Genomic DNA, 23257 nt, shown 5'->3' on the forward strand with positions numbered 1-23257 from the left:
GGGGACTCCACTCACATCGGGGGTAGAAACAGAAGATGAATTATTCATGGCGCAGTGCCTCGGCCGGGCGTACCCGCGCCGCACGGGCCGCAGGATACAAGGTGGCACCGAAGCTGAGCAGTACGGCGCCGGCCAGTATGGTGACCACCTGCATCGGCTCGACGATGACGGGCAGACCACTGCCCCCCGCTGCCATGTAAAGGTTGAGGCCCAGCCCGCTTAGCAAAGGGTTGAGGCCCAGGCAGAGACCCAGGCCCGCCAAGGCGCCGAACAGGGCACCAATCACGCCGCTGGATGCCCCCAGCACCATGAAGATCCTGACGATACCAGACTCGTTCATGCCCATCGTGCGCAAGATGGCCACCTCCCCTTCCTTGTCCGTCACCACCATGACCAGGGCAGAGAGGATGTTGAAGGTGGCGACCGCGATGATCAGCACCAGCATCAGTCCCATCATGCGTTTTTCCATGGCCACGGCCTGGAACAGCTCGCCGCGCTCCCGTCGCCAGTCTTGCCACTGATAACCGTCCGGCAGCGGCGTCTTGATCACGGCGTCGGCCGCGAAGGGATCATCGAGCCAGAGCCGCAGACCGCCCACCTGATGTTCAGGCAAGCGCAGCAGGCGCTGGGCATCCTGAATGGCGATCAGGGCGATTTGATCGTCCACATCGGCGCCCACGCCGAAGATGCCCGAGACGGTGAAGAGCCGCTGAGCGGGTACCCGGCCAAAGGGAGTGAAGCGGGTGCCTTCGGTCAGAATAAGACGCACCTCATCCCCCAGACCGACGCCGAGTCGACGCGCCACGCCCTGCCCCAGCACTATCTGGTAGTCACCGCCCTTGAGGGAGGCAAGGCGCCCCCCCAGCATCTGGGAGTGCAGAATGTCATCTTTGGCCAGTGGGCGGGATCGATGCCTTGCACGCTCACCCCGGTCAGCTGACCGGGGCTTTGCAGCATGCCCTCGCTATCGAGCATGGGCGCTACCGCCACCACATGGGGCAATTTGGCAAGATCAGGCAGCCCCTCGGGGGCGGTATCGATGCGCCCGGCCTCGCTGGTCAGCACCACGTGGGGGATCACCCCCAGGATGCGCCCCTTGAGCTGCCCCTCGAAGCCATTCATGACGGAGATCACCACCATCAGGGCCGCGACCCCGATGGCGATGCCAAAGGTGGAAAACAAAGAGATGAAAGAGACGAAGCGATTACTGCGCCGTGACCCTGCATATCGCAGGCCAATGGCCAGCGAAAGGGGCTGAAAAAGTCCGGTCTTCAAGGATATGCACGTTGCCAACAAAATAAGATACCGGATAATAAAGGGAAACCGTCTATGACAACAAGGGATAGCCTCCATGCAGGAACAGTTCTTCAGCGTCACCCATGCCACGCCGGTCAATGTGATCCCCCTGCCCGGATGATTACAGCTTGCCAAGCGAACAGGCGCTCGGAGCCGAGCTGCCCGAGCCCTTTCGCATCGCCGCCGCCATCAGCTCCATCGACATGGCGACCACCCGGCTCATTCGCAACCAGAATGACGCCATGCAGGATCTGGTCGAGATCATCAATCAGCAGTCTCGCAAGATAGACATGATCATGAGCTATGTGCTCGCCGCCCAGGATCACCCAGAGCAGCGCTTTCACACCCTGACCTTTGGGGCAGGCCAGCTCACCTACCTGCACCCGGCCCAGGGGCATGGCCAGGCTCCCCTGCGGGATCAGCTGGTGCGCCTCAAGATATTCCTGCGTGACGAGGCCTCTGCCGTCTACTGCTATGCCAGGGTACGCGAGGTGACGGCGGGGGAATATGGCCAGCATATCGTCCTCGACTATGCCCGCATTCGTGAGGAAGATCGTGAACTGCTGGTACGGGCCAGCCTCCATGTCCAGTCCCGTCAGCTCAAGGCGCGTGCCCAGGAGCGACTGCGCTAAGCTGCGCGCCAGTATGTGGCCCGAACGATGGCTGACATCCTTCGAGTCGACCAGACACAGAGCCCGAACGGGCCAAGGCTAAAGACAGAGTGATGAGATCCCTAACCCTACCCGTCCTGCCCGCCAAAGCGGGCCAAAAGAGCACCTTGGGCCAGCTGCATGGCAGCGCCCTGGCCCTGGTGGCCGCCGAACTCACCCGGTCAAATGATGGCCCCACCCTGCTGGTAACCGCCGATACCCCCAGTGCCCTGCGCCTCGAACACGAGCTGCGCTATCTGCTGAGCCAGGTCGAACCCGGCGAGCAAGCCTGCCCTGTGCTGCTGTTCCCGGACTGGGAGACACTGCCTTACGACACCTTCTCTCCCCATCAGGACATCATCTCCCAGCGCCTCGAGACCCTCTACAAGCTGCCACAGATGCAGCGCGGCGCCCTGATAGTGCCCATCTCGACCCTGATGCTGCGCTGCGCCCCCCGGGTCTATCTCGACAAGTACAGCCTGATGGTGAAAGCGGGTCAACGCCTCAATCTGCAACAGTTGCGCGGCCGCTTGGCCGAGGCCGGCTATGTGGCGGTCGAGCAGGTGCTGGAGCATGGGGAATTTGCCGCCCGCGGCTCCCTGCTCGATCTCTTCCCCATGGGCAGTACCAGCCCCTATCGCATCGATTTCTTCGATGACGAGGTCGACTCCATTCGGCCATTCGACCCCGAGAGCCAGCGTTCCCGCGAGCCCGTCCCCGTAGTCAGCCTGCTGCCCGCGCGGGAATACCCGACCGACGAGGCCGCCATCGAGCTGTTTCGTGGCCAGTTCCGCGAGCAGTTCGAACTGTCGCGCGCCGACGGGTCCATCTATCAGGAGGTGAGCAAGGGGCGCTGGCCGGCAGGCATCGAATATTATTTGCCGCTCTTCTTCGAGCAGACCGCCAGCGTGTTTGACTACCTGCCCGTCCAGACTCAGCTCATCACGGTCGGTGACATCTACCCCGCCGCCCAGCGCTTCTGGAATGACATAGGTCAGCGCTATGAAGAGCGGCGCTGGGACACCAGCCGTCCTCTGCTCGAGCCCGCGTACCTCTATCTGCCGGTGGAGCAGCTGTTCCAGGCCCTCGGTCAATATGGCGCGGTGCGATTGCAAGAAGAGCCAATCATCCAGGGCGCCGGCCAGTACAATCTTCCCTTCGAGCCCCTGCCCGAGCTGCAGCTTGATAACAGCAAGGAGCGTCCCCTGCTCGCCCTGGAGCAGTTCCTGCAAGACTTTGCAGGCGTCACCCTCTTTGCGGTCGAATCCGAGGGGCGCCGCGAGGTATTGCGCGATCTGCTGGCCCGTATCGGCCTCAATCCCCCGGAATTTGCCAGCCTGAGCGAGTTTGCCGCAAGCCCCAGTGCGCAGGGTATTCTGGTCGGCCCCCTGGAGCGCGGCTTCCTGCTGCGCGAACCCAAGGTTGCCCCCCTTGCCTTCATCACCGAGGGCGAGCTGCTTGGCGGCAAGATCCGCAGCAAACGCCAGCGAGACAAGAGCAAAAACCTGAGCTCGGAGGCGGTGATCCGCAACCTCGGGGAGCTGACGCAAGGCCAGCCCGTGGTCCATCTGGATCACGGGGTTGGCCGTTATCTTGGCCTAGAGACCCTGGATGCCGGCGGCATGCCCACTGAGTTCCTCACTCTGGAATACGCAGGAGGTGACAAGCTGTTCGTCCCCGTCACCAACTTGCACCTCATCAGCCGCTACACCGGCTCTGACAACCCCCCCAGCCACAAGCTCGGCGGCGAGGCCTGGGTCAAGGCCAGGCGCAAGGCGGCGGAGAAGGTGCGCGACGTAGCAGCCGAACTGCTCGATGTCTATGCCCTGCGCGCGGCGCGCAAAGGCTTCGCCTTCAAGCACGACAAAGAGAGCTATCGTCAATTCGCCGCCGGTTTCCCCTTCGAGGAGACCGAGGATCAACTCAACGCCATCAATGCGGTGCTGGGGGACATGTGCCAGGCCAAGAGCATGGACCGGCTGGTGTGCGGCGACGTGGGCTTTGGCAAGACGGAGGTGGCGATGCGTGCCGCCTTCGTGGCGGTGCATGGCGGCAAGCAGGTGGCGGTGCTGGTACCCACCACCCTGCTGGCCCAGCAGCACTATGACAACTTCCGCGACCGCTTCGCCAACTGGCCGGTTCGGGTCGAGGTGCTGAGCCGCTTTCGCTCCGCCAAGGAGCAGACGGCCGTCCTCAAGGAGCTGCGCGATGGCAAAGTCGACATCATCATCGGCACTCACAAGCTGCTGGGCTCCGATCTGACTTTCAAGGATCTGGGGCTGCTCATCGTCGATGAGGAGCACAGATTCGGGGTACGTCAAAAAGAGAAGATCAAGGCACTGCGCGCCGACGTGGATATCCTGACCCTCACCGCCACGCCGATCCCGCGCACCCTCAACATGGCCATGGCCGGGATGCGGGATCTCTCCATCATCGCCACCCCCCCCGCCAAGCGGCTCGCCATCAAGACCTTCGTACGCCAGCAAGAGCCCGCGGTCACCCGCGAGGCCGTGTTGCGTGAACTCAAACGCGGCGGCCAGATCTACTACCTGCACAATGACGTGGCCAGCATCGACAAGTGTGCCAGCGATCTTGCCGAGCTCATTCCCGAGGCGCGTATTGGCATCGCCCATGGCCAGATGCCGGAGCGCGATCTTGAACGCATCATGTCGGACTTTTATCACCAGCGCTTCAATCTGCTGGTGTGCACCACCATCATAGAGACCGGCATAGACGTGCCGAGCGCCAACACCATCATCATGGACAGGGCCGACCACCTGGGCCTGGCCCAACTGCACCAGCTGCGTGGCCGGGTCGGGCGCTCCCACCATCAGGCTTATGCTTATCTGCTCACCCCCAATCCCAAGCTGATGACCAAAGATGCCGCCAAACGGCTCGATGCCATTGCATCGCTGGAAGATCTCGGCGCCGGGTTTGCACTCGCGACCCACGATCTGGAAATTCGCGGCGCGGGTGAGCTGCTCGGCGACGATCAGAGCGGCCAGATAGAGTCGGTCGGCTTCACCCTCTATATGGAGATGCTGGAGCAGGCGGTCGAGGCACTCAAGAGTGGCAAGGAGCCCTCCCTCGAGCAGCTGATGAGCGACCATACCGAGATAGAGCTGCGCCTGCCCGCGCTCTTGCCCGAAGGCTATATCCCGGATGTCAACATGCGACTCTCCATGTACAAACGCATCGCCAGCGCCAGTGATGAGGCTGAGCTGCGCGAGCTGAAAGTGGAGCTCATCGACCGATTCGGTCTGCTGCCCGACGCCGCCAAGACGCTGTTCGACATTGCCAGCTTCCGCCAGCAGGCGGCTGCCCTTGGCATCAAGCGCCTGGAGATGAGCGAGCGGGGCGGTTACCTGGATTTCACCCAGGAGACCCGGGTCAATCCCGGCTACCTGGTCAAGTTGCTCTCCGAGCAGCCTCGGGTGTTCAAGATGGACGGGCCAACCCGATTGCGCTTCCAGGTACCGACCCAGGACAGGGTCACGCGCTTGCAGCGGGTGGAAGGCTTGCTAAAAGATCTTGCCGCTCACTCAGGTTGAGGGGCCCCTTCGGCGTAGGCGCGCTTGCCATCGTCAGGATTGAGCAATAAAAGAGGCCCCGAACCGGGGCCTCTTTTCGAGTGCGTCGCCGACGCCATGCAAGCACTGGCAGCGGCAAGCCTGGACGTCAGCTGGCCAGACTGCGCAACCAGCGGATCTCGTCGGCCCAGATGGACTCGTCGATGGTCTCCAGGATCAAAGGAATACCGTCGAAGTTGGTGTCATTCATGATGTGATGGAACACCGCCTCCCCCAGATTGCCCTGCTGCAAGCTGTGGTGCCTGTCAACCCGGCTGCCAAAGCTGCTCTTGGCGCCGTTGATGTGCATTCCCTTGAGATATTGGAAACCCACCTGACGGTCAAAATCTCCAAATACCTGGGCACAGCCCTCGGAGGTACGCAGATCATAACCGGCGGCAAAGGCGTGGCAGGTGTCAAAACAGATGCCGACCCGGCTCTTGTCCTCCACCCCGTCGATGATGGTGGCCAGATGCTCGAAGGACCAACCGAGATTGGTGCCCTGCCCCGCCGTATTCTCGATCACCGCCGTCACCCCCTGGCTACGCTCCAGCGCCCAGTTGATGGACTCGCTCACCAGTTTCAAGCTCACCGCTTCGGATATCTGCTTGAGATGACTGCCCGGGTGAAAGTTGAGATAGCACAGACCCAGCTGTTCACAGCGTCTGATCTCGTCGAGAAAGGCATCCCGGGATTTGGCCAGCGCATCGGGATCCGGGTGGCCCAGATTGATGAGGTAGCTGTCATGGGGCAGGATCTGGCCAGGGCCAAACCCCTCCCGTTCGCAGGCACTCTTGAAGGCATCGATGGACTTGGCAGTCAGGGGGGCGGCCTGCCATTGGCGCTGATTCTTGGTGAACAGGGCGAAGGCGTTGGCCCCGATGGCCTTGGCGCGGGCTATGGTGTTCTCCACGCCGCCAGCGGCACTGACATGGGCTCCGATATACTTCATTGAATCTCCTCTGAGCTGTGGATTGTCATCATGCAACACCATTGTGCCCGGTCAAACCAGGGCGTAGATGGTCTATGTCATGGCATCTCCTCTATCGGGGGACATTATGCCCAAGAGGCCCACCCGCGCCAAACCGGGTTTGTCGATAGCGGCCATAGAAAAGGCGCCCGCAGGCGCCTTGACTGTGATGGTCTCCGGGCTCAATAGGCGAGACCCGCGCCATAGGGATAGAGCGGATTGACCGAGTCGCTCGCCACATCCGGGTGCTGATTGAGCACCGCTTGCCAGTTGGAAGGCAGCTCGAACGGCAACTTGCCCCGCGCCTTGACCTGGCCGCTGATGACATCAAACAGGGCCTGATCCAGGGCGCCAAAGTTGGCCAGCAACACCTGGGCGGCCGGGGCCACCTCGGTCAGGATCGCGGGTCTGTCCAGATAGACGGAGAGCACCAGAGGCACGCCGGCTTGCTGTATGGTCTGGATGGCGGCCAGATCCTCGCTGCCATGATAGACCCCCTCATGGGCCGTCTCCTGCTCCGCCTGACCGGCACTGGCAAAGCCCAGCTGACCAAAGTGGATGCTGCCGAAGGGGAAACGAGGGTCCTGCTCATTCGGGGTATTGACCCGAGCGATGGCAAGATCGGCCTGCGCCAGGTCGGTCACGACGGTGAAGCCGTTGGCTGTCGCCACCGCCTCATTGACTTGATAGAGATAGACCCGTTTGCCCGCCGCCTGGAGTGGCAGCATCTTGCCCTCATTTTTCAGCAACACGTGAGCCTCAGCCTGGGCAGCCTGAGCGGCCGCCTGAAACTCCCGCTTGCCAACCAGCGCAACCGCGGCCTGGGCATCGACATAGGGGTTTTCAAACAATCCCAGTTCAAACTTCTGTACCAGAATACGCAGGGCAGAGGTCGAGACCGCCGCCTCGGTCACCAGACCAGCCTGGACTGCAGCCAGCAAGGGCGCAGGATCTTCGACACCGCCAAACTGATCCACCCCCGCGTCAATCGCCTTGGCGTAACGCTCGGCCTTGGTCAGACTCTCGACCCCCCATGACATGCCAAAGGGCACAGACCAGGGGCTCACTCCTGCGGTGACTTGCTCCTGGGTCAGACCATCTTCACAGGCAGTGTTGCAGTCGTTGACTATGCCCCAGTCGCTGAGCACCACGCCGTCAAATCCGAAGTGGCCGCGTAGCAGGTCGGTGAGGATCTGGCGGTTAAAGCCAAAGCCCACCTCCTCAATGGGCTGCCCTGCATAGGTCAACCCCTCCGGCTTGGCATAATAGGGCATGACGGCGCCGACCTTGGCCTCGAAGGCGCCTTCAAACGGCACCAGATGATAGGCAAACTGATCCCCCGGATAGATCTGCTCCTTGCCCCAGGGGTTGTGGGCATCCAGCCCGTTCTTCTGGGGGCCTGCGCCGGCGAAGTGCTTGACGACGGTCACCACGCTATCTTTGCCTATCCCCTCGCTACCGTGCTGGAAACCCTCGATGTAGGCGCGCACCAGTGATTTGGCGAGCAGGTTGTTTTCTCCAAAGGTACCGTTGATGCGGCCCCAGCGTGGCTCGGTCGCCAAATCGGCTTGTGGGGAGAGCGCTTCATGAATGCCGACCGCTCTGTACTCCTGACGGGCGATGTCGCCAAAGCGCTGCACCAGTTCCGCATCCCCGATGGCGGCGAGCCCCAGGGTCTCCGGCCACTGGGAGAAGGCGCCGGCACCGACGCTGGTCGCGTTGGGGTCGTGGGTGAAGTGGTTGCGGGGATCCGTACTGATGGTCAGGGGTATGCCCAGCCCCACCCCTTCCAGCACCGCCTGCAGCTTGTTGTTGTCCTCGGCGATGGCCGCCGGATCCCCGGCCATCCGGGTAATGTAGGTGTTGACCCCATCGACGCGCAGCATCTTGTCCATGGCGGTCAGGTTGACCCGCCCCTCGCCATCGAGCACCAGGGTGCCGTGCATCATGAGGCCCGCCTTCTGAGCAAGACTCAGTCGCCCCAGCAGATCCCGAGCTCGCTCGGCAGCACCGAGACGCCAATCCTCGTAGGGGGTCAAGGTGCCGCTGCCATCCAGATCCTTGAATTGCAGGCCATCTTGTTCAATCAGATTCACTGTGCGGTGGCCCAGTTCGGGCTGGCTGGGCTTGGGGGAGGAGTCGTTGTCGTTGCACCCGGCCAGCAGCAGGGCACTGACTGTCAGCGCGAGACTAGGGTATTTCATTATTGTGACCTTCCTTGTGTGTATGAGTCTGGCCACTCTATGCAAAGCTGGCCGCCCACACTTGCCCGCCGGGAGCAGGAAATTGTCGGTTGGGAGCAGGTTGCAAAAGTGTGAAAAGCCTTGCAGGGTTACCTTTGGTTACACAAGCAGGAGGAGAAATTGCGCCGGGATCACGGCAATGGATCCCAATCCGGGGATGATGGCGAGCAAGGATGTACATGGCCGCCAATCAGGAGATCTGCCGTGAAGAGTGTTTCCAACCGGATTGCCCTGCACTGCCTCGCACGCTGGCAGGCCCAGGGCCGGGATCCCGCCTCGCTCCTCCTTGCCGCAGGCATAGCCCGGGAGGAGCTGCATATTCCCCAGGGACGCATCGATGCCCAGCGCCACTTCCGGCTGCTGGCCCATTGCGCCCCCCATGCCGATCTCTCCAATCACTGCTCACCCCCCTCATTGACGGGGCTGTTCTCCGACTACCTGCCACTGGCCAGCCTCTGCTGCAACGCCGCCACCTTGCGTCAGGCGCTGCACTTTTTCCTGCACTATCGCCCTTTAATAGGTGAGTGCGACCGGATCGTGCTGCAGGAGCAAGATGATGTGGCACGGCTTAGCTACTATTCGGACTCCGATCACCCGGACGTGATCGCCATGAGCAGCCTGGTCAACCTCTGCTACCTCTATGCCCTGGTGCAGTTCTATCAGCCGGGCCAGGGACAGCTGGTGCTGCCCACGCCGGTACGCCCCAAGCTGTGGCGGGAACTGGCAGCCTGGCTGGAAGGACGCGTGCGCCTGGGGGACGGCTATCAGCTTATCTTCCCCGCCGTCCTGCTCGATCAACCCTATGGCAGCCACAATGTCGCCCTGCAACCCCTGTTGCTGGGGGAGCTGGCACAGCAGATGGCGCAGCTGCGGCCGTCCTCCCGTTATCGCGAGCAGGTATTGACCCTGATCCGGCGACAGCTCTGGTTGGGAGATGCAGATCCCCGGGCCATGCTGGCCGGGATCTGCGAGAACCTGAACTTGACCCGCTGGACCCTGAACCGCCATCTGCGCGAGGAGCAGTGCCACTTCTCAGCATTGCTGGAACAGGTGCGGCGAGAGGAAGCCTGCCGCTTGCTGCTCGACTCCTCTTTGCAGCTGCAAGAGGTGGGGGGGCGGCTCGGCTTTGCCAGTCAAAGCAGTTTTACCCGCTTCTTCAAGGAGGCCTTTGATCAATCACCCAGCCAGTATCGCGCTCGCCGCTACCGGGGCTGAGAGTGGCCTGCCATCGCCGCTCGGCCCCGCGCAAGCCTGTTTATCGCCAGCGGTCTGTGGCATCAAGCAAGGCGCCATCTGGGTAGCAGCATCCACTTGCGGGGCAGCAATCTGGCTCATGGGAGCAGAACCGGCTGAATTTATTAAATTTAGTTACCGCATAACATTGGCTATAGTAGCGCCACTGGCATCATAAGAACCGATCAACGGATTGAACAGACTCTTACCTCCCCTCTCCCGCGCCTCACGGACTCGATTCGCCTTGGCGCTGGCCTGTCTCTGCTATTGCCTCAGTGGCTGGCTCGGGCAGACGCTGTTTAGCCTGCAACCCGCCAACATTACCCTGATCTGGCTCCCCTCCGGGATTGCCCTGATCATGCTGCTGAACTGGGGGGGGAAGGCGCTAGCCTGGATATTCCTCGGCAGCGTCTTGCTGAATCTGGATGGCATGATGATGGAGGGCGCCTTGCTCGCCTCCCTGCTCCATACCGCTATCGCCGCCCTGATCGATACCCTGGCTCCAGCATTTGCCTTGCACCTGTTACAACGTTTTCTTCCTCTGGGAACGTGCAACGCCAGCGATCTCATCAAGTTCGTGCTGCTGGCCGGGGTGGTACCCATCTTGCTCTCCAGTGTGCTGCTTGCATGGAATCTCGTGCTGGGTCACTACATTCCCGCGTCTGCCCTGCCCGGCATGGTCAAGATGTTCTTCCTTGCCGATATCCTCGGCATCGTGCTGATGTACCAGATCTATATCGGCTGGCTGGAGCCCTATTCCCTGCGCGTTGTGCAACTGCGCCACATCATTCTGCCTCTGGCGGGGCTGTCGCTGTTTGCCATGCTGGGGCTGGGCTTGCAGTGCGGCTGGCTGCTCTATCTGATGCCTCCTTTACTGATCGTGCTGGCCTTCGAGGTCAGCCGTTTTTATCTGGGGATATTGAGCAGCCTCGCCATGCTGTTCATCATCCTGGCCACGGCGCACGGGCTCGGTCCGTTTATTCATCTGACCCAGGAGGAGACCAATACCGAGATGATGGCCTTCGTGCTCTCCTCGGCGCTCACCATCTTCGGCGTCTCGCTGCAACGTGCCCAGTTGCACCGCACCGAGCAAGACAAGCAGACTGCCGAGAAGGAGGCCAGCTACGATCCCCTGTCGGGACTGCTCAACCGCCGTGCCTTCATGCCGAAACTGGCCCAGCTTGACCACCAGGGCAGCCGCTACTGCGTGGCCATGCTCGACATAGACAACTTCAAGTCGATCAACGATAAGCACAGCCACAGGGTGGGCGATAGGGTGATCCAGATCCTGGCCCAGATCATTCACAATCGCTGTCGCAGCCAGGACATCACGGCTCGGATCGGCGGAGAAGAGTTTGCCCTGGTGCTGATCGACATCTCGCCGAGCGAGATACACCCCTTGCTGGAAGAGATCCGCAGCACCCTGGCCAACATGTCCATCGTCGCCGAGCAGCAGACCCTCTACTGCACCCTCAGCATTGGCTGGGCCGACAGCGCATCGGGCCACGACGGTGAAACCCTGCTGCATCATGCTGATCTTGCTCTCTATCAGGCCAAGGCGGCGGGCAAGAACCGCATCGTGAAATTCGCCGACTAGTTGCGCCGCGGCGCCTGCTTGGCTCCCTGCCCCTGCGATGCCTCGTCACTGTCCCCTTCTCCTGGTGCCAGGGCATCCCCCAGCACCTCAAAGAGCCACTGGATGAAAGCCTGCACCCTGGGCGCCAGTTGGCGGCGATGACCATAGAGCACATGAATGGGCAACGGCGGCGCTTGCCACTCGGGCAAGATGACGATCAGATCGCCCCTGGCCAGCAGCTCATCGAGCCCCTGCTCTGGCAACTGTATGATGCCAAGCCCGGCCAGGGCTGCGGCCAGGTAGCTCTCGCTATCATTGACTGTCAGTGCCCCCGCCATGGGGTGATGCACGATCCGGCCATCCGCCCCCATCACCTCGAATCCCCTCTGTTCACCCCCCAGATCGCTGCCGTAGTGGATCAAGTGGTGCTGACTCAGCTCCGCCAGGGTCTTCGGCAGCCCGTGTTGAGCGAGATAAGCGGGGCTGGCGCAGTTGATCTGTCGATACTGGCCCAACCTGCGCGCCACCAGGCTTGAGGAGCCCAACTCACCGACCCGCACCACACAGTCGAACCCTTCCCGCACCAGATCGACCCGCCGGTCCGTGGTGCTCAACATCAGGGTCAAGCCCGGGTGCTGGCTCAGAAACGCCGATAAACGGGGGATCACCAGCAGCCGAGCCAACCGGCTCGGCATATCGACCCGCAATCGCCCACTCAAGCTCTATGCTGGCCGAAACAGGCTCCGCAACTCGTCCACATCCGCCAGCAGATCCAGACAACGTTCATAACAAATCCGTCCATCAGGGGTCAGTTGCACCCTGCGCGTGGTGCGTTGCAGCAATCGGGTACCCAGTTGCTCTTCGAGACGACGAATGCTGAGTGAAAGAGTGGCCTTGGGCACCGCCAGTTGTTCGGCGGCGCGGGTAAAGCTTTCCAGCTCGGCTACCCTCACAAACATGCCCATGGCATCCAGTTGATCCATATCGGCTATTGTTTATGTAAATGGAACATTGCATCCAGTATGACCGTCTTTATCCAGTTATAAAGAGTAAATATAGTCATGACACCGCATCAACCACCACCAACTCACCCAGGAGTTCACCATGTACCAACCCATTGCCCTCATCACGGGCGCTAGCCGAGGACTTGGTCGCAACACGGCCCTGACCCTGGCCGCCCGGGGGATCTCCCTTGTCATCACCTATCGCAGTCAGGCCGAGGAGGCCGAGTTGGTGGTTGAAGCCGCTCGTACCTTGGGGGTCAAGGCCCACGCATTGGCGCTGGATGTGGCAGACAGCGCCAGCTTCCCGGCCTTTGCCGAGCAGGTGCAGCAGCTGTTGCAAAGCCAATGGCAGCAGACCCATTTCGATTTTCTGGTCAACAATGCTGGCATAGGGATCAGCGCCTCCTTCGAGCAGACCACTGAGCAGCAGTTCGATACCCTGATGAATATCCACCTCAAGGGCACTTTCTTCCTGACCCAACAGCTCTTGCCCCTGCTGCGTGATGGGGGGCGGATCGTCAACCTCTCCACCGGTCTGACCCGCTTCGCCCTGCCGGGTTATGCCGCCTATGCGGCCATGAAAGGGGGCATCGAGGTACTTAGCCACTATCTGGCCAAGGAGCTGGGCCCACGGGACATCGCCGTCAACGTGGTGGCCCCCGGCGCCATAGAGACTGACTTTGGAGGTGGTGTCGTGCGCGACAATCAGCAGGTGAACGATTTTATTGCCAGCCAGACGGCGCTCGGTCGAGTCGGCCGCCCCGACGATATTGGTGGCGTCATTGCCGCCCTGCTCAGTCAGGATTGCCGTTGGGTAAACGCCCAGCGCATCGAAGCCTCTGGGGGTATGTTCATCTAGTCGCACGGACTTGAACGAGATAGCAGGCCTCGAAGAAACACCGAGCCTGCCTGCATGGAACACGGGCCAACCGCCGCTCCGATCAGCCCTTGTGCTCTTACCGGGGCGCAGCGAGCGCCGTTCAGCGGCTCTTGCTGCCTGGCATCACATGAAGACGCCCTGGCCAATGGCCAGGGCGTCTTTGCGCCTGCCTGAACACCTCACTTCGCGGCAGGCTCTGCCTCAGGCTGCCTGGTCGGCGGCGTGGCTGGCTCAGGCGTGACCGGTGCGCTGGCCCCGCTCACCTCCCCCGCATGCTCTGCCAACGCAGCGGCAGCCTGGTTCTTCTGTTCTATCTGCGCCATCACCAACTTGTAGGCAATGTAGTACTTATAGATGTTGCTCACATAAGTCACCGTCTCGGGACCTATCTTCTCCGCCGCCACATACTCGACATTCTGGAACCAGATATCGGGATCCAGTCCCCGCTTCTTGGCCTCTGCCCGCAGGCGCGCTACCCGGGCCGGGCCCGCGTTATAGGAGGCAAAGGAGAAGAGTGCCTTGTCCAAGTCCATCATGGGCTCGTCCGCATAGTAGTGATCTATCATCCAGCGCATATATTTGACCCCGGCGTGGATGTTGGGCTCAATGTTTCGAATATTGCCCACCTTCATCTGCTTGCCGGTGGCAGGCATCAGCTGCATCACACCAATGGCGCCCACATGGCTGCGCGCCTTCTGGTTGAGCCCCGACTCTTGATAACCTTGAGCCGCAATGAGCAGCCAGTCCACCTCATAACGCCCCCCGTATTGGCGAAACAGGTCAACCAGCTGCAAGAACTTCTTGCGGTCCGCCTCTGCGGCGGCGCTCTTGACGTAGCGATTCTGCTTGAGATAGAGCGCCAATCGCTGGGATCCGCTCTGCTTGCCACGCAGGGCGGCGATCTGCTTGTTCAACATACCCAACAGCTGAGTGCTCTCCTTGCGCACTGCCCAGGCAATGACTCCCCCTTCGCGAAATATCGGCTGCTCGTGAATAGTGATATCGGGAAATATCTGCTTCCAGAAACGCGCCTTGTGCTCATCCACAATGATGAAAGGCAGCAGACCGGCATTGACCATTTCGATCAAATCCTCATCTTCCAGGGTTTCGGGGATTGCGCGAATGTCGATAAGCGGCTCCCCGGCCGCCATGCGGGCCTGGTTGTCACTGAGCAGACTCTCGAAATAACTTGATGAGGGACGCACATAGATCGCCTGGCCCCCGAGATCGGCAGCCCCTTCTACCTTGGGTGAAGCCGGACCCGAGACCAGCAGTTCACGCACATCCTCAAGCAAAGGGTCAGTGAAATTGACCCCCTGCTTGCGCTGATCCGTGATGGTGAGATTGGCAGCGGCGATATCACCCTTGCCTGCGATAAGATCGCTGAAGAGCTTGTCCCGCGCGACTGGAATAAAGACAATATGCAGCTTGAGGTGGCGCTTGATGGCTTTCTCTTTTCGCAACTGCTCGTTGTAACGCTGCTCCAACTGCATAAAGGCATCATAGGTGACGCCCCGTTGCACGCCCTTGTTGATGAAATAACCGGTCTTGTTGTAAGTGGTCAGCACCCGTATGCTGCCCCGCGCCAGCATGGCATCGAGATCCCCCAAGGCAGGCGTTGACAGCTCCTCACTGGTAAAGTCCAGCTGTGCCCGCTCCTCTTCCTCCGCCATGGGATCAATTCCCCAAACCTGCGTCCAAGGCCCCATTAAGAGCGCCCACATCATCACTATCCATAACCCTTTCATAGTGGCTACCTCACCCATTTTATTGAGTGTAGTGCCGCCCAGATCGCCACTTAGCTCATTGCGTTCGGTCGCACAAGGGGGTTAGTAACCAGATGGAATTGAGTCATGGCACCTTGTAGGAAGCCACGGTTGGGACGCCACAGGCTCGGTCCGATAGTGATGTTGACGCCGAGCGCCAGCGGTAAAGGATAGAGCATGTCACCCCAGCGCTCGCATTGTGTCTCCAGTGCCCAGGCTTTATGGTCGCCAGACAACGGATCAGGGTCTCTTTGGGCCACACCACACCCAAACTGGTGTCTGGTTTACTGACCAGCAACTCGCAACGAGTCAACCCAGCCCCAGCGGACTACTTGGCAAGCTGCCTGCCCCAGATAGATAGTCGCAACCAGCGCGGCAAGTGATACGGCCATAATCTGCCCGCAGCAAGAGGCGCCCGGATAGGCGATGACGTTACCGATCCAGATGTGATATTGGCCGTATTTCAGTGAGCCCGGCTATGTCAGCTATCAGTGCGACAACGTGCCGGTTTCTGGGGGCGCCGCCCTACCAATGTTCGCCATCGCACCGACGTCCGGCGGTGGCGTTGCCATCATTGCCTTGTTCGAAGTCATCAACCCTGATGTTGATAAGGAGCCTCAGATGTCTTCAACCCAGCTTGTTCTCGGCGCACTGTCTGTTTTGTTGATGGCCACATCGGCCAACGGACTCGACGGACCAGCCATGAATGGCGCCCGCATCTACTTCACTGGCACGAGCGAGCGCGGCACCACCGCCACCCCCGCAAACACGCACGGCGACATGATGCACGGTGATGGCCAGTGGCTGACCTGTGCATCTTGTCACGGCCCGCAAGGACGCGGCGGCAGCCACGTGATGCACATGTGGACCATGACGGCACCGGACATCCGCTACGTCGCCTTGCGCAACATGTCAGAACTCAAGGATCGTCAGCGGCCATACGACATTGATGATTTCCGTCAGCAGGTGGAGAAAGGACGGCATCCCGATGGCACTGAGGTGGCGGCACAGATGCCACGCTGGCAGATGAGCGATGCGGACTTGACCGATCTATTCACCTATCTCAAGGCATTGTCGCAATGATGATGTCATCAGATGGCTAAAAACCGCTGAGAATGGACCTGCGTCTCTTCAAGGTAGCTTCGCGTCAGGCCAAGGTTCATATCCCGCCCCCCTTGCTTCACGCAGGCAGCAGGCTAGCTGAGCGAGCATGGCAAGGGACGCAATTCGGTTTACTGGGCGCCAGCCAAGCAGAAACCAAGGAAGCAAGATGGATATTGATGTCTCCACATTCAGGCTCTGCCAGGGTGACGGGGTCGACCTCGGCCTCTGGGCCACCCAGGTCAACCCCCTGTACAAGTCGAAGAAGGCCTACCACAAGAGGCTGCGAAAATACGTCGAGCAGTTGAGTGACCAGCAGCGCTTGCTCTATGCATCGAACCGGCACGCCTTGCTGCTGGTGTTTCAGGCGATGGATACCGCAGGCAAAGATGGCGCTATTCGCCATGTGATGTCGGGCATCAACCCCCAGGGCTGCCAGGTCTTCAGCTTTCAACATCCAAGTGCGCGAGAACTGCAACATGACTTCCTCTGGCGTACGACTCGCGACCTGCCTGAGCGTGGCCGCATCGGTATCTTCAACCGCTCCTACTACGAGGAGGTGCTGATCGTGCGCGTGCACCGCAGCATATTGCACAGCGAAAGCCTTCCTGAATTGATTGACGATGAGTCGGTATGGCATGGTCGCTTTCGCTCCATTGTCGATTTGGAAAGGCACCTGCACGTCAACGGCACACGCATCATCAAGGTGTTTCTGCATCTGTCAAAAGAGGAGCAGCGCAAGCGCCTGCTGGCACGCATTGACAAACCCGACAAGAACTGGAAGTTCAGTGCAGCCGACATCTCCGAGCGCAAGTTATGGGATTCATACATGCGAGCCTATGGCCAGGCTATGGGCGCGACCAGCACGACGGACGCCCCCTGGTTTATCGTGCCTGCCGACGACAAGCACAATGCCAGACTGATCGTGTCGCAGATTGTGCTCAACGCACTGGAAGATCTGAAACTGAGCTACCCGGTGGTCAGCGATGCCCGCAGGCTGGAGCTGAAAACAATTCGAAAACAGCTAGCGAAGTGACCAGGGCAACCTCTGATGGATATGGCCGCGCAGCTGCTGGTTGATATCACACGGCGGCCTTGCTGAACAAGCTGCCGTGATAGACAAGGGGGCCGCGTCAAGCCATCGCCCACCGGACCTATCCGAGCAGCCAAGGTTTTGAGGCTATGAGGCGATTCACACCATATCCATACATACTGGATGACTTTTTTTATCATTTTAATGCATTAATAACCACTCTTAATGCTGGTGAGACATTCCGGCGGGGATAATAGAGGTACTGTCCAGCCAAATGGTGACCATAGGGTTTTGAATCGCCCCCAGAGCCTTGATAAAGGAGCCGATGTAGTTCTTCTGGTTGCTGAGCTCTTTCGTTGCCCAGGATAGGGCCTTCTCTTTCAGATAACGGTCACTCAGAGCCGACAGGAGCATTGCAAGCGGTTTGGCCGCCTGAACAGGCTTGGTATCCGAGGGCGAGAGAGGGGTTTCTGGAGCTTCTACAGGCGATACGGCCAGTGTCGGTCTGGAACGCACACAGGCAAGCAGCTTGTCTCGGGTCTGAAGGGATTTCTTGATCTCTTTACGACGACCACAGGGGAGCGTGGTGATTTTCCGGTAATACCAGATGCCGTGGGGACTGAGCCAGAGATTCATGTCGAGCGCTCCTGTCGTCCACACAAAGTGGATGACCAAGGGGCTCTTGGAGGCTAACTTATTGAATTCCAAAAACAGGTGGTGGCCCCACCAGCCACATCCCGGCACTCGAGTCCCCCACCTTGGCTGCTTCCTTCCGGATCTGACCAGGTCGACGGGTTATCAATGCGAGAGGACCAATGGAACCACCGGCGCTGAGTCTATCAAAGCAGGGGGCCATTGCAATGGCTTTGTGCCCTATCAAGGTGCGTTCGCCTGCTTTTTCGGCAATACGACCAAAGAGTCGGCAATCTAGCTAAAAATCATGAATTTGGCCCCCACCAGCAGCAGCAGCAGGGCAAATCCCCTGCGTAACCGCTGGGGAGAGAGACGGTGAGCCAAACGGGCGCCGAGTCGGGCGAACTGGGTACTGGTCAGCACTATGCCGAGCCAGGCGGGTAAATAGATATAGCCCAGGCTCCACTCGGGCAGGTTGCCATGACCCCAACCGGTATAGAGATAACTGAGGCTACCCGCCAGGGCGATGGGAATGCTGCCCGCCACCGAGACGGCCACCGCCTGCTTCATGGGCACGCTGTTCCAGGTGAGATAAGGCACGGTCAGGGAGCCGCCACCGATGCCGAACATCGCTGAGAGCCAGCCTATGCAGGTTCCTGCAATGCCGGTGCCGAGCGGGCCCGGCAGATGACGTTCGGCCTTGGGCTTAAAGTTGAATCCCATCTGCAAGGCCATGGTCCAGGCGAAACAACCGATGATGATGTTGAGGGTACTGGCGCTTAACAGATTCACCGTCAGACCGCCGAGCCAGGCGCCCACCATCATGCCCCCCGCCAGGCGCCGGATCAGCGCCCAATCCACCACCCCCTTGGTGTAGTGAACCCGCAGGGAACTGAGCCCCGTGAAGATCATGGTGAGCATTGAGGTGCCAAGGGCGAGATGGGTCACTATGTCGGGGGCTATGCCCTGGGCATGAAAGCTCACCACCAGCACAGGTACTATGATGAGACCGCCTCCTATGCCAAACAATCCACCCAACACACCTGCGAAGGCTCCCAACAACAGATAACCCAGAAACAGCATCTTGCGTCCTTATCGTGAGCCCTTGGCACCAGTCTGCTGACTCTGCCTGCTCGATCATCACGGGCAAAAAAGAGGTGACCCAGAGGCCACCTCGCTATTGTGCCGCTTAATTTAGGGGAATGGTACCGTCCACCACCTTGTAAAACGCCAGCACGGCGAAGCCGAGCAGGGCCGCCGTCATCCCCTGCTCTAGCCGATTGAGGCCGCGTAGGCCATGATGTTGGCGCGCCTTCCAGTAGATTAAGATGCCCGGGCTATAGAGCAGGGCCACCAGCAGCAGATACTCAACCCCAGCGGCATAGACCAGCCAGCAACCATAGAAGGTTGCCACCAGGGCCAGCAACAGATCCCGCTTGCGTTGATAAGGTTGCCCCTCATAGGTCTGGCCACTCAAGGCGAGCTTGAGGCCATAGGCGCCAGAGAAGACATAAGGCACCAGGGCCGCCGCCGTGGTGATGTTGACCAGGGCCAGGTAGGTACTGTTCTGGAAATAGATGATGATAAGGAAAGCCTGCACCAGACAGGTGGAGCACCAGAGCGAGACGCTCGGGGAGCCCCGTTTGTTCTCCCGGGCAAACCAGGCCGGGAACACCCCCGTCTTGCCGGCGATAAAGGGCACCTCGGCCGCCAGCACAGTCCAGCTGAGCAGCGCCCCCATCACCGAGATGACCAGGCCGATATTGATGAGCCAGGCGCCCCAGGGGCCGACCACGGCCTCGAGGATCATGGCGGTGGAAGGATTCTTCAAGGCCGCCAGCTCAGGCTGGCTCATGACGCCCAAGGAGAAAAGCGTCACCATCACATAGAGGGTCAGGGCACCGAGCAAGGCCAGCACAGTGGCGCGGCCCACATCCTTGCGATGGCGGGCCCGGGCCGAGACCACCACGGCCCCCTCGATACCGATGAAGACCCAGAGGGTCACCTTCATGGTGGATTTGATCTGATCCATCACGGAGCCCAGCTCACCATTGCCATGGCCCCAGAAGTCCAGGGTGAAAGTCTTCAGGTTGAAGGCGAGCAGTACGGCGACGCAAAACACGATGAGGGGCACCATCTTGGCGATGGTGGTCACTATGTTGACCAGGGCCGCCACCTGTACCCCGCGCAGCACCAACGCATGCACAGACCAGATGAGCAGGGAGGCCAGTACAATGGCGGTGGGAGTATTGCCATCCCCGAAGATGACATTGTCCGGGGTATCGAAGAAGTAGCTCAGGGCGCTGAACACCACGACGGCGTAGGAGACGTTGGCCAGCAACTGACAGATCCAGTAACCCCAAGCCGCATTGAAGCCGATGAAGTCACCAAACCCCGCCCTGGCATAGCTGAAGATGCCGCCATCGAGATCCGGGCGGCGCAAGGAGAGACTCTGATAGACCAGGGCCAGACAGATCATGCCAAGCCCGGTAATGGTCCAGCCCAGAGCCACGGCCCCGGCGCTGGCATGGGCGGCGATATTTTGCGGCAAACTGAACACGCCGGCTCCGATCATGGAGCCAATCACCAGTGAGATGAGGGCACCCAGCCCGAGTTTCTTGTCCATCTCTATCCTGTTGCTTGTCTTGGCGGCGGTTGAGAGTCCCTGCTCAATTCGACTCGCATCATGATGGAGCGACTATCCCTGCCCCTTGAAAAAGGCGGCAACTATATTGCATGACTATACAGCTCGCAATCCTTCGCCATATCAATCGTTGACCACCTTGACCGGGCGCAATTTTACAGAAGTAACGGACTCGGCCTGTGAGCTGGCTCAAACTCTACCGGATTGCCGCCAGTTTCTGGACATACCATGATCTGACCCCGGATCCTGTTGCCTTGCATAAGCACGCAGACCCTGGTCATCTGGGGGAATGGCTCCTCGTTCGCGGTGCTGACCCGGAGAGCCGATGACAAGGCGGGGCCTTCAGCCCCGCCTCACTGGTTTGATGACGCCGCCCCGCTACAAGCGCAGGCCACCATCGAGCTCTATCATGCGCCCGGAGAGATAATCATTGCCAAAAATGAAACGCACGGTATCGGCCAGCTGACTCGCCTGCCCCAGACAGGCTGCCGGGATGGCTTGCCGCATGCGATCCATGGCCTCGGGTTTCATGGCCGCCGTCATTTCGGTGGCAAAGACCCCGGGGGCAATGCCCATCACCCTGATGTCATGGCGCGACAGCTCTCGTGCCCAGGTGACCACCAGGGCGGCGACCCCCGCCTTGCTGGCGGCATAGTTGCTCTGCCCCACATTGCCGGCCCTGGCAATAGAGGAGATGTTGATGATGACCCCTCCCTCGCCGTGGCGCGCCATCAGGGCGGCCCCCTCGCGACCACACAGGAAGGTGCCCGTCAGGTTGACATCGATCACCACCTGCCACTGGGCCAGGGATAGCTTGTCGATCAACTCCCCCTCTTTCATCTTGATGAGCAGGCCATCGCGCAAGATGCCAGCGCAGTTGATCAGACCCACAAGGGACCCAAGCTCCTGAATGGCCGCAAAACTGGCTTCCACTTCCGCCTCATCGGCCACGTTACAGACATGGAGTGAGCAGTGGCCACCCCGACTCTGCAGCTCGGCCTCGGTGATCTCAAGGTCGCTCCGATTGACATCGATGAGCGCCAATGTCGCGCCTTGCTCGGCCAACGCCAACGCAATGGCTCTGCCAAGGCCCCGTCCCGCCCCAGTCACGGCAATCAATTTATGATTCAGATCCATCGGCTCTCCCTTCTTTGCTGCGTGATATGTGCTGCCGTCCACTGGTTGGCTTATCTCTGGCGCTTGCGGCGCGCGGGGTCAGGTCATCTCCCGATAGAGGTTGATAATGCTGGAAAAGTCCCTCTCCCCCTCCCCTCGACTGGCATGCAGATTGAACAGATTACGCGCCAGCGCTCCCATGGGCACCGCACTGTGCGCATGTTCGGCCAACCCCATGGCCAGCCCCAGATCCTTGACCATGAGCCGGGTCATGAAGCCACCGCTGTAGCCACGGGATGCCGGCGCGCTCTCCATCACCCCTGGCCAGGGGTTGTAACGCTCCAGGCTCCAGTTGTTGCCCGAACTCTTGGCCATGATGCCGGAGAGCACAGTTGCATCCAGCCCCTCCTTGACACCCAGCGCCAACGCCTCGGCAGTGCCCGCCATGTGGATGGCGAGCAGCATGTTGTTGCACATCTTGGCGATTTGTCCCGCGCCAAGGGGACCGGCATGAAATAGATTCTGCCCCATGTGACCGAGCACGGGACGGGCTGATTCAAAATCAGCCGCCTCGCCACCGACGATGAAGGTGAGGCTGCCGGCCACGGCTCCTGCTACCCCGCCGGAAACGGGGGCATCGATGAACCTGTGGCCCAGAACACGAGCTGCTTGCCCCACTGCGCGGGCGGAGGCGACATCGATGGTGGAACAATCGATGATGAGGGTATTGGGGGCCAGGACGGGGAGCAGGCCACCATTTCCTGATCCGTCTCCGAGCCAAAGCCCCACCACATGCTCCCCGGCGGGCAGCATGCTGATCACCAGCTCGCAACCTGCGACCGCCTCGGCGGCACTGGCGGCGCAGTGGCAGCCCGCCTGCCGGGCGGCAATCAGATGATCGGGCAGCAGATCGAACACCTGCACCCGCAGCCCCGCCTTGGCCAGATTGGCTGCCATGGGGCCACCCATGTTGCCAAGGCCGATGAAACCTATCCCTGTCGTCATATGCTGTCATCTCCATTACCAGCGCACTCTCTGAGCTCGCGCCACAGGGGATTGTTAGCCCCCGCGCAGGCGGGCCAGCGATAAAAGTCTGCCAGATCGGTCTGCCCGACGCCTTGCCAGTGCGGCTGCTTGTCTTTGTCGATGAGCAGCGCCCTGACCCCTTCGATGAAATCCCCCCTGAGTACGCAGTTCACCGACAGGGTCAACTCATCGGCGAACGCTTCGGCCAGGGATTGCTGTCGCCCCTGCCAGTATTGCCGCCACAACAAGGCGCGGCTCAAGGGACTGCCGCTGCGGCAACTGTCTCGCTGCTGTGCCAGCGGCCCCCCGAGAGGGGTATCGAATAGCCGATCGAGCACCCGCACCAGGCTGCGTCCGAGCAAAAGGCCCTCAATCTGGGCAAGATGAGGCAGCAACAGTGGTTCGGGCAGCGGCACGGCGCTCCTCAATGCGGCCAGCATCAACGCCAGACTGTCATCAAGCTCCTCTGCCGGTTGCCGCCAGTCGAGTTGCAACAACGCCTCAAGCAGTTGGGGGC

Annotated in this window: 14 protein-coding genes, 1 other RNA gene and 4 pseudogenes; 7 read left to right on the top strand and 12 right to left on the bottom strand. The window is 60.5% G+C overall.

Annotation, left to right across the window (positions count from 1 at the left end):
- Positions 1-40 precede the first annotated feature (40 nt).
- Positions 41-1275: pseudogene (locus G113_RS09105) on the bottom strand (lipoprotein-releasing ABC transporter permease subunit).
- Between the two features lie 76 nt (positions 1276-1351).
- Between G113_RS09105 and G113_RS09110 the strand changes: the two are divergent.
- Both G113_RS09110 and mfd read left to right on the top strand, forming a co-directional pair.
- Positions 1352-1928: pseudogene (locus tag G113_RS09110) on the top strand (PilZ domain-containing protein).
- Positions 1929-2020: 92 nt separating this feature from the next.
- Positions 2021-5497: a transcription-repair coupling factor gene (mfd, locus tag G113_RS09115; protein WP_005899483.1), complete on the top strand. Its 3477-nt coding sequence runs from the start codon at positions 2021-2023 to the stop codon at positions 5495-5497.
- Positions 5498-5624: 127 nt separating this feature from the next.
- Here mfd and nfo read toward each other — a convergent pair whose 3' ends face one another.
- Positions 5625-6467 carry a deoxyribonuclease IV gene (gene nfo / locus G113_RS09120; RefSeq protein ID WP_005899484.1) on the bottom strand — a complete coding sequence of 281 codons (843 nt, stop codon included), beginning with the start codon at positions 6465-6467 and terminating at the stop codon, positions 5625-5627.
- A 200-nt stretch (positions 6468-6667) separates the two neighbouring features.
- Positions 6668-8689: a glycoside hydrolase family 3 protein gene (locus tag G113_RS09125; RefSeq protein ID WP_005899486.1), complete on the bottom strand. Its 2022-nt coding sequence runs from the start codon at positions 8687-8689 to the stop codon at positions 6668-6670.
- Positions 8690-8932: 243 nt separating this feature from the next.
- Between G113_RS09125 and G113_RS09130 the strand changes: the two genes are divergently transcribed.
- The gene (locus G113_RS09130; RefSeq protein ID WP_005899487.1) at positions 8933-9943 is read left to right on the top strand and encodes a helix-turn-helix transcriptional regulator; all 1011 of its coding nucleotides are present in this window, start codon (positions 8933-8935) and stop codon (positions 9941-9943) included.
- A 211-nt stretch (positions 9944-10154) separates the two neighbouring features.
- Positions 10155-11558, top strand: a complete 1404-nt coding sequence (locus tag G113_RS09135; protein ID WP_040319077.1) for a GGDEF domain-containing protein — start codon at positions 10155-10157, stop codon at positions 11556-11558.
- On the opposite strand, the pseudogene G113_RS09140 reads toward G113_RS09135, so the two are convergent.
- Positions 11555-12520 (bottom strand): annotated as a pseudogene (locus tag G113_RS09140) (LysR family transcriptional regulator). The gene G113_RS09135 and the pseudogene G113_RS09140 overlap by 4 nt on opposite strands.
- Positions 12521-12641: 121 nt before the next feature.
- Between G113_RS09140 and G113_RS09145 the strand changes: the two are divergent.
- The gene (locus tag G113_RS09145) at positions 12642-13400 is read left to right on the top strand and encodes an SDR family NAD(P)-dependent oxidoreductase (RefSeq protein ID WP_005899492.1); all 759 of its coding nucleotides are present in this window, start codon (positions 12642-12644) and stop codon (positions 13398-13400) included.
- A gap of 200 nt (positions 13401-13600) precedes the next feature.
- On the opposite strand, the gene G113_RS09150 is transcribed toward G113_RS09145, so the two are convergent.
- On the bottom strand, positions 13601-15130 hold the full coding sequence (locus tag G113_RS09150) for an MltF family protein (RefSeq protein WP_407919099.1): 1530 nt from the start codon (positions 15128-15130) through the stop codon (positions 13601-13603).
- 588 nt (positions 15131-15718) lie between these two features.
- On the opposite strand from G113_RS09150, the gene G113_RS20245 reads away from it, so the two are divergent.
- Both G113_RS20245 and G113_RS09160 read left to right on the top strand, forming a co-directional pair.
- Positions 15719-16270, top strand: coding sequence for a c-type cytochrome (locus G113_RS20245; RefSeq protein ID WP_005899496.1), 552 nt, complete (start codon positions 15719-15721; stop codon positions 16268-16270).
- A gap of 187 nt (positions 16271-16457) precedes the next feature.
- A complete protein-coding gene (locus G113_RS09160; protein ID WP_005899498.1) occupies positions 16458-17324 on the top strand; it encodes an ADP-polyphosphate phosphotransferase in 867 nt (288 codons plus the stop codon).
- Positions 17325-17621: 297 nt separating this feature from the next.
- Here G113_RS09160 and G113_RS09165 read toward each other — a convergent pair.
- The 7 genes and pseudogenes from G113_RS09165 to G113_RS09195 all read right to left on the bottom strand — a co-directional run.
- Positions 17622-17957, bottom strand: a pseudogene (locus G113_RS09165) (integrase); the annotation flags it as partial.
- 85 nt (positions 17958-18042) lie between these two features.
- Positions 18043-18139: signal recognition particle sRNA small type (gene ffs, locus G113_RS20545), an RNA gene on the bottom strand.
- Between the two features lie 109 nt (positions 18140-18248).
- Entirely contained in the window at positions 18249-19037 is a 789-nt protein-coding gene (locus G113_RS09175; RefSeq protein ID WP_005899502.1) for a sulfite exporter TauE/SafE family protein, read from the bottom strand.
- 106 nt (positions 19038-19143) lie between these two features.
- Positions 19144-20580: a basic amino acid/polyamine antiporter gene (locus G113_RS09180; RefSeq protein ID WP_005899504.1), complete on the bottom strand. Its 1437-nt coding sequence runs from the start codon at positions 20578-20580 to the stop codon at positions 19144-19146.
- A 396-nt stretch (positions 20581-20976) separates the two neighbouring features.
- Entirely contained in the window at positions 20977-21735 is a 759-nt protein-coding gene (locus G113_RS09185) for an SDR family oxidoreductase (protein WP_005899506.1), read from the bottom strand.
- Between the two features lie 78 nt (positions 21736-21813).
- Complete coding sequence (mmsB, locus tag G113_RS09190; RefSeq protein ID WP_005899507.1) at positions 21814-22719, bottom strand: 3-hydroxyisobutyrate dehydrogenase; 906 nt, start codon at positions 22717-22719, stop codon at positions 21814-21816.
- On the bottom strand, positions 22716-23257 hold a 542-nt coding region (locus G113_RS09195; protein ID WP_005899509.1), incomplete at its 5' end, for an enoyl-CoA hydratase/isomerase family protein. The genes mmsB and G113_RS09195, both read right to left, overlap by 4 nt.

The organism is Aeromonas molluscorum 848, assembly GCF_000388115.1.
Lineage (GTDB): Bacteria > Pseudomonadota > Gammaproteobacteria > Enterobacterales > Aeromonadaceae > Aeromonas > Aeromonas molluscorum.

What these genes read in the sequence shown, in the direction of transcription:
- G113_RS20245 (WP_005899496.1), top strand. Translation starts at nt 15,719, where the DNA reads ATGTTCGCCATCGCACCGACGTCCGGCGGTGGCGTTGCCATCATTGCC.
- G113_RS09160 (WP_005899498.1), top strand. Translation starts at nt 16,458, where the DNA reads ATGGATATTGATGTCTCCACATTCAGGCTCTGCCAGGGTGACGGGGTC.
- G113_RS09180 (WP_005899504.1), bottom strand. Translation starts at nt 20,580, where the DNA reads ATGGACAAGAAACTCGGGCTGGGTGCCCTCATCTCACTGGTGATTGGC.
- G113_RS09185 (WP_005899506.1), bottom strand. Translation starts at nt 21,735, where the DNA reads ATGGATCTGAATCATAAATTGATTGCCGTGACTGGGGCGGGACGGGGC.
- nfo (WP_005899484.1), bottom strand. Translation starts at nt 6,467, where the DNA reads ATGAAGTATATCGGAGCCCATGTCAGTGCCGCTGGCGGCGTGGAGAAC.
- mmsB (WP_005899507.1), bottom strand. Translation starts at nt 22,719, where the DNA reads ATGACGACAGGGATAGGTTTCATCGGCCTTGGCAACATGGGTGGCCCC.
- G113_RS09125 (WP_005899486.1), bottom strand. Translation starts at nt 8,689, where the DNA reads ATGAAATACCCTAGTCTCGCGCTGACAGTCAGTGCCCTGCTGCTGGCC.
- G113_RS09175 (WP_005899502.1), bottom strand. Translation starts at nt 19,037, where the DNA reads ATGCTGTTTCTGGGTTATCTGTTGTTGGGAGCCTTCGCAGGTGTGTTG.
- mfd (WP_005899483.1), top strand. Translation starts at nt 2,021, where the DNA reads ATGAGATCCCTAACCCTACCCGTCCTGCCCGCCAAAGCGGGCCAAAAG.
- G113_RS09145 (WP_005899492.1), top strand. Translation starts at nt 12,642, where the DNA reads ATGTACCAACCCATTGCCCTCATCACGGGCGCTAGCCGAGGACTTGGT.
- G113_RS09150 (WP_407919099.1), bottom strand. Translation starts at nt 15,130, where the DNA reads ATGGGGCCTTGGACGCAGGTTTGGGGAATTGATCCCATGGCGGAGGAA.